General features: G+C 63.7%; 7 protein-coding genes. All 7 read right to left on the minus strand.

Annotated elements, in window-relative coordinates; all coding sequences use genetic code 11:
* Positions 1-29: 29 nt before the first annotated feature.
* Entirely contained in the window at positions 30-2,477 is a 2,448-nt protein-coding gene (locus OO12_RS15465) for a TonB-dependent receptor (protein ID WP_034159612.1), read from the minus strand.
* 496 nt (positions 2,478-2,973) lie between these two features.
* Positions 2,974-3,912, minus strand: a complete 939-nt coding sequence (locus tag OO12_RS15470) for a DUF4861 family protein (RefSeq protein WP_034159613.1) — start codon at positions 3,910-3,912, stop codon at positions 2,974-2,976.
* A gap of 135 nt (positions 3,913-4,047) precedes the next feature.
* Positions 4,048-5,055, minus strand: a complete 1,008-nt coding sequence (locus OO12_RS15475; protein WP_034159614.1) for a sugar kinase — start codon at positions 5,053-5,055, stop codon at positions 4,048-4,050.
* Positions 5,052-5,810, minus strand: a complete 759-nt coding sequence (gene kduD / locus OO12_RS15480; protein WP_034159615.1) for a 2-dehydro-3-deoxy-D-gluconate 5-dehydrogenase KduD — start codon at positions 5,808-5,810, stop codon at positions 5,052-5,054. Before kduD ends, OO12_RS15475 begins: the two co-directional genes overlap by 4 nt.
* A 66-nt stretch (positions 5,811-5,876) precedes the next feature.
* Positions 5,877-6,716: a 5-dehydro-4-deoxy-D-glucuronate isomerase gene (gene kduI / locus OO12_RS15485; RefSeq protein WP_034159616.1), complete on the minus strand. Its 840-nt coding sequence runs from the start codon at positions 6,714-6,716 to the stop codon at positions 5,877-5,879.
* A gap of 117 nt (positions 6,717-6,833) precedes the next feature.
* Positions 6,834-7,865: a LacI family DNA-binding transcriptional regulator gene (locus OO12_RS15490; protein ID WP_034159617.1), complete on the minus strand. Its 1,032-nt coding sequence runs from the start codon at positions 7,863-7,865 to the stop codon at positions 6,834-6,836.
* A gap of 109 nt (positions 7,866-7,974) precedes the next feature.
* Positions 7,975-8,267, minus strand: a 293-nt coding sequence (locus OO12_RS15495; RefSeq protein ID WP_034159618.1) for an enolase C-terminal domain-like protein, incomplete at its 5' end; no start/stop codon positions are given.

Here is an 8,267-nt window from a genome sequence, read left to right on the forward strand (position 1 = left end):
GGCGGGTGACACCCGCCGCCATCAGGTCGTCAGAAGCTGACCGAGGTCCTCACCCCGACGTAGCGCTGGCTGTCGCGGCCCGGCTTGTAATTGACCGCCAGGGTCGGGGTTGCGGCCCCGACGCTGTAGTTCCACACCCCGTCGCGCCCGCTGGTCAGGACATAATGTTTGTCGAACAGATTGTTGACGAACAGCGTGACCTTGACCGGCCCGGTTTCGATCCCGGCGCCGAGATTGATCAACGCATAACCCTTCTGCACCGAGTCCGGATCCTGCAACAGGCTGAAGATCACCTTCGACTGGTAATGCGCGCTGGCCAGCAGGAACAGCTTGGTGCTGTCGCTTACCGGAATGTCATACTGGGTGTTGGCGCTGAGGTTCCAGCGCGGTGCGTTGGGCAGTGACTTACCCGACAGATTCTGCACGCCGGCGACACAGCCTTGCGCCGCATTCTGTTGCGGGAAGCACGTCGCGTTGGGGAAATCGTCCATCCGCGCGACGGTATAGGCGCCATAGGCGTTGAGCGTGAAATCGCGGCTCAACCGGGCCGAAACCTCGGTCTCGACACCGCGCGATGTGACCTTGCCCAGGCTGTTGAGGATGTTCTGGCCGGTGGTGTCGTCGCGGCTCTGCGCCTGGAAGCCGCGGAACACCTCGTAGAAAGCGGTCATGTTGAAGGTCACCCGATCGTCGAGCAATGTGGTCTTGAACCCGAGTTCGAACGCGTCGCTGTTTTCCGGTGCGACCGGCTGGCGCGCGGCGACCGCGTCGGCGACGGGCACGCCCTTCAATGGACCGGAGGCCAGCGGCGTGCGCACCGTGTAGGTGCTGGTCAGGTCGTAGGCGAGGCCCTTGTAGCCGCGCGCATAGCTGGCGAAGAGCATCACATCGTCAGACGGGCGGAATTGCAGCGCGGCCTTGCCGGTGACCACGGTATCGCTGTCGCAGGTCGAAATCTTCACGCTCGCGGTCGGCGTCGCGGTCGCGCAATCGGGCATGCCATAGGTTATGTTGTTGCCGCGATCACGGAAACGATAGCGGATATTTTCGCGATGGACGCGCAGGCCGCCGGTGATCGAAAACGCGCTCGACACGTCATAGGTCGCCTGCCCGAACGCGGCGTAGGTCTGTTGTGAGCTTTGCGTGAAATAGCTCGAATAGGCGATACTGTTGGTCGAGGGCAAAGAGGCGAGGCCATTGAAATTGCCCAGCGTGTTCGACCCCCGAACATAATCGCGGGTCGAGTCCGTGCTGCTGTAGAACAGCCCGGCGACATAGCGGAGCGGCCCGCCATCCGGTGAGGTCAGGCGGAATTCCTGAGTGATGGTGTTGATCTTGAAGAAGCCGCCATTGGCCGAACCGCCCGCAGGCGCGGTCGGCGCGATGGTGCGGAAATCGAACGCGCTCGAATCCGTGTCCTGCAGGTCGACCAGTTCATAGCGATCAAATGACGAGATCGAGGTGAGTGTCAGTCCGCCGTCAAAGGTGTGCGACGCCTTCAGCCCCGCGCCCCAGTCGCGTGAATCACCCTTGGCGTCGATGTCCATCCGGGTCAGGCGGTTGTTCGATCCGGGCACGATGCCGCCAAGGATCACCGACTGGTTGATGTTCGATTTGCTGAAGGTGACGCCGGGGCTGAGGAAATATTGCGCCGGCGCGCAGCAGGTCGATTTGGAGCGCACGAAATAGGGCGACAGCGCAATCGACGTCGACTCCGACGGTTCCCATAACAGCTTGCCGCGCAGCACCACATCGGACTGACCATTGAGCCAGTTGTCGGTGTAGGTGTTGTAGATCGTGCCGCGATATTTGCTGTAACTTGCCGAGAGGCGCGCCTTCAGCGTCGGGCTGATCGGCCCGGATAACGTGCCTTGCACGCGCTGTTCGCCGTCATCGGTGAACAGCACTTCGGCCCGGCCACTGAGCTTGTCGCTCGGCGCCATGGTCGTGATGTTGATCGCGCCGGCCGACGCCGCCTTGCCGAACAGGGTGCTTTGCGGCCCACGCAGCACTTCGATCTGCGCGACGTCGGCGAGCGACGTGAAAGCGGCAGCCTGGAACGCCTGGGGAATGTCGTCGATCACCACCACGACGCTGGGTTGAGTCGAGATACTGTAGGCATAGGTGCCGATGCCGCGGATGTTGATGCTGTTATTGGCCGGCTGGCTGGTCTTGGTGATGGTCACCGATGGCGCCGCCTTCACCAGATCGTCGAAATCGCGGACATTGGCGCGTTCCAGTCCGGCAGCGGTCATCGCCAGCACCGATGACGGCACGTCCTGGACATTCTCCGCGCGTTTGTTGGCGGTGACGACGATGTCCTCCAGCCCCACATTGTCCTGCGCCTCCGGGGCGGCCTGAACCAACGGGCGCGCGGGTGGGACGGGGGCGGCGGCGTCCTGTGCGAATGCCGGGCCGATCGCCCAGCCCAGGACTGCGATCGACGCGCCGAACTTCACCGCTGCGTGCATGCTCATTTCAGACTCCCCTGGAGATCGTCCGGCTTGATGCTGGATCGACAGGTTTTGATACCGGTGTCATTAGTGCCGTGCGATCCGGATTGGAGTCAAGTGTTGTATGACAAGTTGCTGGAAAGAGACGATGATCGGTGTGATTGGCGAACCCTCTCTGCGCTCTCCGCGCCTCCGGGCGAACAATGCTCGGCCCGGTGAGACAGCGTGGAGCCGTGGCAATCTTGTTTTCCGACACTGAGAAAGAGCGCGCCGATATCAGCCCGGCAAGGGATGGTATGGCCGATCCTGTGTCATGGTTGAATCGCCATCGGCCGCAGCGCCGCAGGGTTCGGTGGGAGGAGATATGTTACACCGGAATGTAACATATTTCGTCCGCCGACGCTTCGACGGGATGTCAGTATATCTGTTGCATATCAGATGGTTATGATGAAATTACCACCCTCGGCTGTGCGGCGGGGAAGAGCAGGGCTCTCCCCTGCCGGCACGCCTTCCGATCCGGCTAGTGTTTGGGGTCGAAGTCCGGCTTCTGCGCCGTCACATAGGATTCCCACTCGGTGCGGTTGTGGAAATCCAGTCCCCCGTCCCACGCTGCGCCCATATAATAGACGAACGGCGTGTCCGGCCTGACTCGCACCAGCACGATGTAATTGTCATAATCCTCGGTCACACCGGCGAGCGCCGCCGGATCGACCATCAGCGCGACTCCCATGGCGCCCTTGACCGGATCGGTCGGGCCCCACCACGATATCCGCCCGGTCGTTTTGTCCGCAGTGAAAGTGCCGAGCCTGGTCTCGTCGGTCGCCCGCTTGCTGATCCCGATCCCGACGGTCAGGTCGCCTGGCTTGCTGGCATGGAACGTGGAGACCATGCGCGTGAAATTGGTGCCGGCGGGCAAGGTGAAGCGCCGCGTTTCCCAGACGTTGCGGCCCACGCCGACCGGCCAGGGATCGTAATCCACCTCGAAGCTGGCGACTTGCGGCCCATTCTGCAGGATGCGGTAGCGCGCATAATTGCGCGATACCCATAGCTTGTTGTCGTCCCAGATGCCGAGGCCACCGGCGCCGCGGAAGCTGTGTACATTGTAGAAATCCAGGCCCTCGCCATGATATTCATGCTGATGCCCGGTGCGCAGCTGACGGTCCATATAGGGCCAGCGGACATTCTTGCCCCAGGCGTCGATGCCCGAACTGGAGGGCGGCTCGACTGCCTCAAGCGCGCGGCCATAGATGCGGTGCGCGGTGCGGTCATTTTCCCACAATATGTCGTCATAGCGATAGGGCGCGAACACCACTGCGGCGCGGCGTTCGCGGTCGGCGGCGGAAGGCGGGGGCAGGGGCGTCTTGGCGACCAGCTTGGGGGGATCGGCGGGCGCTTCCTGCGCCGCCAGCGTGCCAGTGATCGCCAGTGTGGCGATGGCGATCAACGGTGCGATCCTCATTTCGGTTCTCCCTCAATACCTTACCCACTTGATTCCCGGGCGAAAGCCGAGGCGCAGTGGTTGCAACGCGAGACGTTGGATTGCCTCGGCCATCCCGACTGCGCCCCCGGCTTTGCCGGGGAAGCCCGCATCGACCTATCGCCGCACATCCAGCCCGCCGGCCAGGAATGCGTCGATATCGGCCTGGCGGAACAGGCTCGCATCGCCCGGCAGCGAATGTTTGAGTGCAGTCAGCGCCAGGCCGATGCGCGCCGCTTCGGCAATGTCGGCACCGCTGCGCAACGCATGGAGCAAGCCGCTGGCAAAGGCATCGCCCGCGCCGATCCGATCGACGATCCCAGCCAGAACCACTTCGTCGGTCTGGGCGAAGCCGTCGCGCGCATCGATCCGCGCCGACAGGCGATGGTCGTCGACCGTCACGACATGGCGCGCGGTGGAGGCAATCATCTGCAGATCCGGGAAGGCCGCGAATGCGGCATCGGCCGCCTCACGTCGCCGGTCCTCGCCATCCGCTGAGAAGTCGCGGCCAAGCAGCAACGCAATGTCGCGATGGTTGCCGAACATCAGGTCGGCATGGCGCACCAACTCGGTCAGCGTCGCGCGCGGATCGCTGTCCCAGCGCTCCCAGAGCTTCGCGCGGAAATTGCCGTCGAACGAAACGGCAATGCCGCGTGCCTTGGCCGCACGCACCGCGGCGATCGCGCTCTCTCCCGGCACCGGGCCAAGTGCGGGGGTGATGCCCGACAAATGCAGCCGGTCGACGCCATCGAGCAGCGTGTCCCAATCCCAGGCATTCACCGGCGCCTCGGCAAAGGCCGATCCGGCGCGATCGTAGATCACCTCGGTCGCGCGCATCCCCGCGCCCGAGGTGACGAAATACAACCCCATCCGGTCGCCGCCGAACGCGATGCCGCCGGTGTCGACACCATGTCCGCGCAGCGTGGAAATTGCCGCGCGGCCAAGGTCATTGTCGGGCACCATGCTGGCAAGGCCGACCTGATGACCGAGCCGCGCCAGTGCGGTCACGACATTGGCTTCCGCGCCCGCGACCCACACATCGAACTTCGGCGTCTGCAGCAGCAGTTCGCGGCCCGGTGGCGACAGGCGGAGCATGATCTCCCCAAAGGCAAGCAGCTTGCTCATCGTGCCAGCCACCCGCCATCGACCGCCAGAATATGGCCGGTGACATAGCCCGCCGCGCGCGATGCGAGGAATACCGCCGCGCCGCCAAGATCCTCCGGATCGCCCCAGCGTCCCGCCGGAATGCGATCGAGGATCGCCTTGTTGCGATCCACATCCGCGCGCAGGGCGGTCGTGTTGTTGGTCGCGATATAGCCAGGTGCAATTGCGTTCACGGTCACTCCCTTTGCCGCCCATTCATTGGCGAGCAGTTTGGTCAGCCCGCCGATACCCGATTTGGACGCGGTATAGCTCGGTACGCGAATGCCGCCCTGAAAAGTCAGCATCGACGCAATATTGACGATCCGTCCCGATTGCTGCGCGATCATGTGCCGCCCCGCCGCCTGGCACAGGAAGAACACCGATTTCAAATTGGTGTCGATCACCGCATCCCAGTCTTCCTCGGTGAAATCGACCGAATCCGCGCGGCGGATGATCCCGGCATTATTGACCAGTATGTCGAGCCGGCCGAGCTTCGCGATCGTTTCATCGACGACGCGTTGCACCGGCTCGATCGTCGACAGATCGGCGGAGACGATCTCCGCGCGCCGTCCGAGCGCACGCACCTTGGTCGCGGTTTCCCCGGCCGGGGTGCGCCCGACGGCGGCGACGTCGGCGCCCGCCGCCGCGAGCGCCAGCGCGATCGACTGGCCAATGCCTGTATTGGCACCGGTGACGATCGCGACCTGGCCAGTGAGGTCGAAGAGGTTATTGGACACCAGTCTCTCCTGTTCCGTTCCAATGCTTCCCCGGCGCAGGCCGGGGAAGGCGAAGGAAGTCGGGCGTCACGCCAGCTGGCAGATGTCGAGGACGTTCATGTCGGTATAGTCCTGGTTCTCGCCCGCCATCGCCCAGATAAAGGCATAGGCTTTGGTCCCCGATCCCATATGCACCGACCAGGGCGGGCTGATCACCGCTTCCTCATTGGCGATGACGATGTGCCGCAGCGCTTCGCCTTCGCCCATATAATGGAACACGCGGTCGGCCGGGCCATCCAGTTCGAAGTAGAAATAGATTTCCGAACGCCGCTCATGGATGTGCGGCGGCATGGTGTTCCACACGCTGCCGGGCTTGAGCACGGTCAGGCCCATGACCAGCTGGGCTGAGTCGCACACGCCGGGAATGACCAGCTGGAAGATGGTGCGCTCGTTCGATTCCTCCAGGCTGCCGCGCTCCAGCGCATTGGCGTCGCCGATCGACAATTTGCGCGTGGTGAAGCCCTTATGAGCCGGGCAGGAGGCGAGATAGAAGCGTGCGCCTTCGCCTGAGAAGGCCACATCCTTCGCGCCCATCGTGACATAGAGGCAGTCGCGATTGCCGAGCGTGAAGGCTTCGCCATCGACTGTCACCACGCCCTCGACCGTGCCGACATTGACGATCGCCAGTTCGCGCCGCTCAAGAAAGGGATGGCCCGCGGCTGACGGCGGCTCGGTCTGGTCGGGCAACTTCACCGGGCTGGCGCCGACCGCCACGCCGCCGATCACGAAGCGGTCGGCATGGGTATAGTTGAGCACGCATTCGCCCGCACGGAACAGGTTCTGGATCAGATAGCGATCGCGGAGTTCGTCGTTGGATACGCATTCCATCATGTCGGGGTGAGTGGCGTAATAGGTGCGATCGAACATGGGGAGGATCTCCGTTGGGTCGTCAGGCCGCCGGGGCGGCAGTCAGGGTGGGGAATAATGGGCTGATGCCAGTACAAGTAACCGGTGTCAGCCCCGATGTCAGCGCGGCCATCGACATTATTCCGGTTGTGGCCGTGCGACGGACGAACGGCGGATCAGCTTGGACAGGAACAGCGATGGCTCCTCGATGCCGTTATCGTCGTCGAGCGTGCCCGTCAGCAGCTTCAGCGCGGCGGAGCGCGCCATCGACGTGATCGGCCAGCGCACCGTGGTCAGCGGCGGCCAGACATGGCCGGCAATCTCGGTATCGTCGAAACCGATCACCGACAGGTCCTGCGGCACCGCCAGGTTGCGCTGACGCGCCGCATGCAGCACGCCCGCCGCCATTTCGTCGTTCGACGCGAAGATCGCGGTCGGCATCGGCACCTGATCGAGCAGACGGTTGCCCGCCTCGACGCCCGAATCGAAACGGTAATCGCCATTCGCGACCAGCCCGCGCGGCAACTTGATCCCTGCCTCTGCCAGCGCCTTTTCGAAACCGGCGCGGCGCTCCATCGCGGAGCGGAAGCCGTGCGGCCCGGTGACCAGCCCGATACGGCGATGGCCCTGTTCGATCAGATAGCGCGTCGCTTCGGTCACGGCTTCGGCGTCGTTCGACGCGACTGAATGATGATCGTCGTCGAGCTTGGCCGAGCCCATCCGGACATAGCGGCAACCAAGCGATTCACACAGTTTGGCGAGTTCGTCATTCTCCGAAATCGGCGGCAGCAGCAGCACGCCGAACAGCCGCTGGCGTTCGAGGAAATGGCGCACATCGTCGAGCATTGCCGGCGATCCGCGATCGACCGGGCGTACGACCAGCGCGAATTCGGTTTCGCGGATCGCCTCGAGAATGCCTTGCTGTACCCCAAGCACCATTTGTGAGTTGGGGTTGTCATGGATCAACCCGATCAGGAAATTGCGCCGGAGCGCCAGGCCACGCGCCTGCGGATTGGGGGTATAGCCAAGCTCACCGATCACGGTCTCGACGCGCTGTCGTGTTTCGTCGCTCAGCAGGGGGGATCGGTTGATCACCCGGCTGACGGTCTTTTTCGACACGCCCGCCAGGCGAGCGACGTCGTTGATGGTTGGATTGCCGCCTGTTTTCATGGGGAGGGAGCATATCGCCGCGTCCGTGGCTTGGCGAGCGCCGCGGTAGGGCGCGTCGCTGCGCGCATGGGAACGGCGTGGTCGCGGCAGGGAAGGCATGCTGCGTCACTCACCAGCTGAACATGGTGCCGTCTTCCAGCCGGTTCACCGGCAGGTAGGCGCGTTTATACTCATGGGTTGCGGCGAGCGCTTCGTCGATTTCGACCCCGAGCCCAGGCGTGTCGCCGGGATGCATCATGCCACGGTCGAAGCTGTAGGCGTGCGGGAAGACCGCATCGGTCTCGGGCGTGTGACGCATATATTCCTGCACCCCGAAATTGGGCACCGACAGATCGAAATGCAGCGCCGCCGCCATCGCCACGGGCGACAGATCGGTCGCGCCGTGACAGCCAGTGCGGACAT

It is taken from the genome of Sphingomonas sp. ERG5 (assembly GCF_000803065.1).
In the GTDB taxonomy this organism is placed as follows: domain Bacteria; phylum Pseudomonadota; class Alphaproteobacteria; order Sphingomonadales; family Sphingomonadaceae; genus Sphingomonas.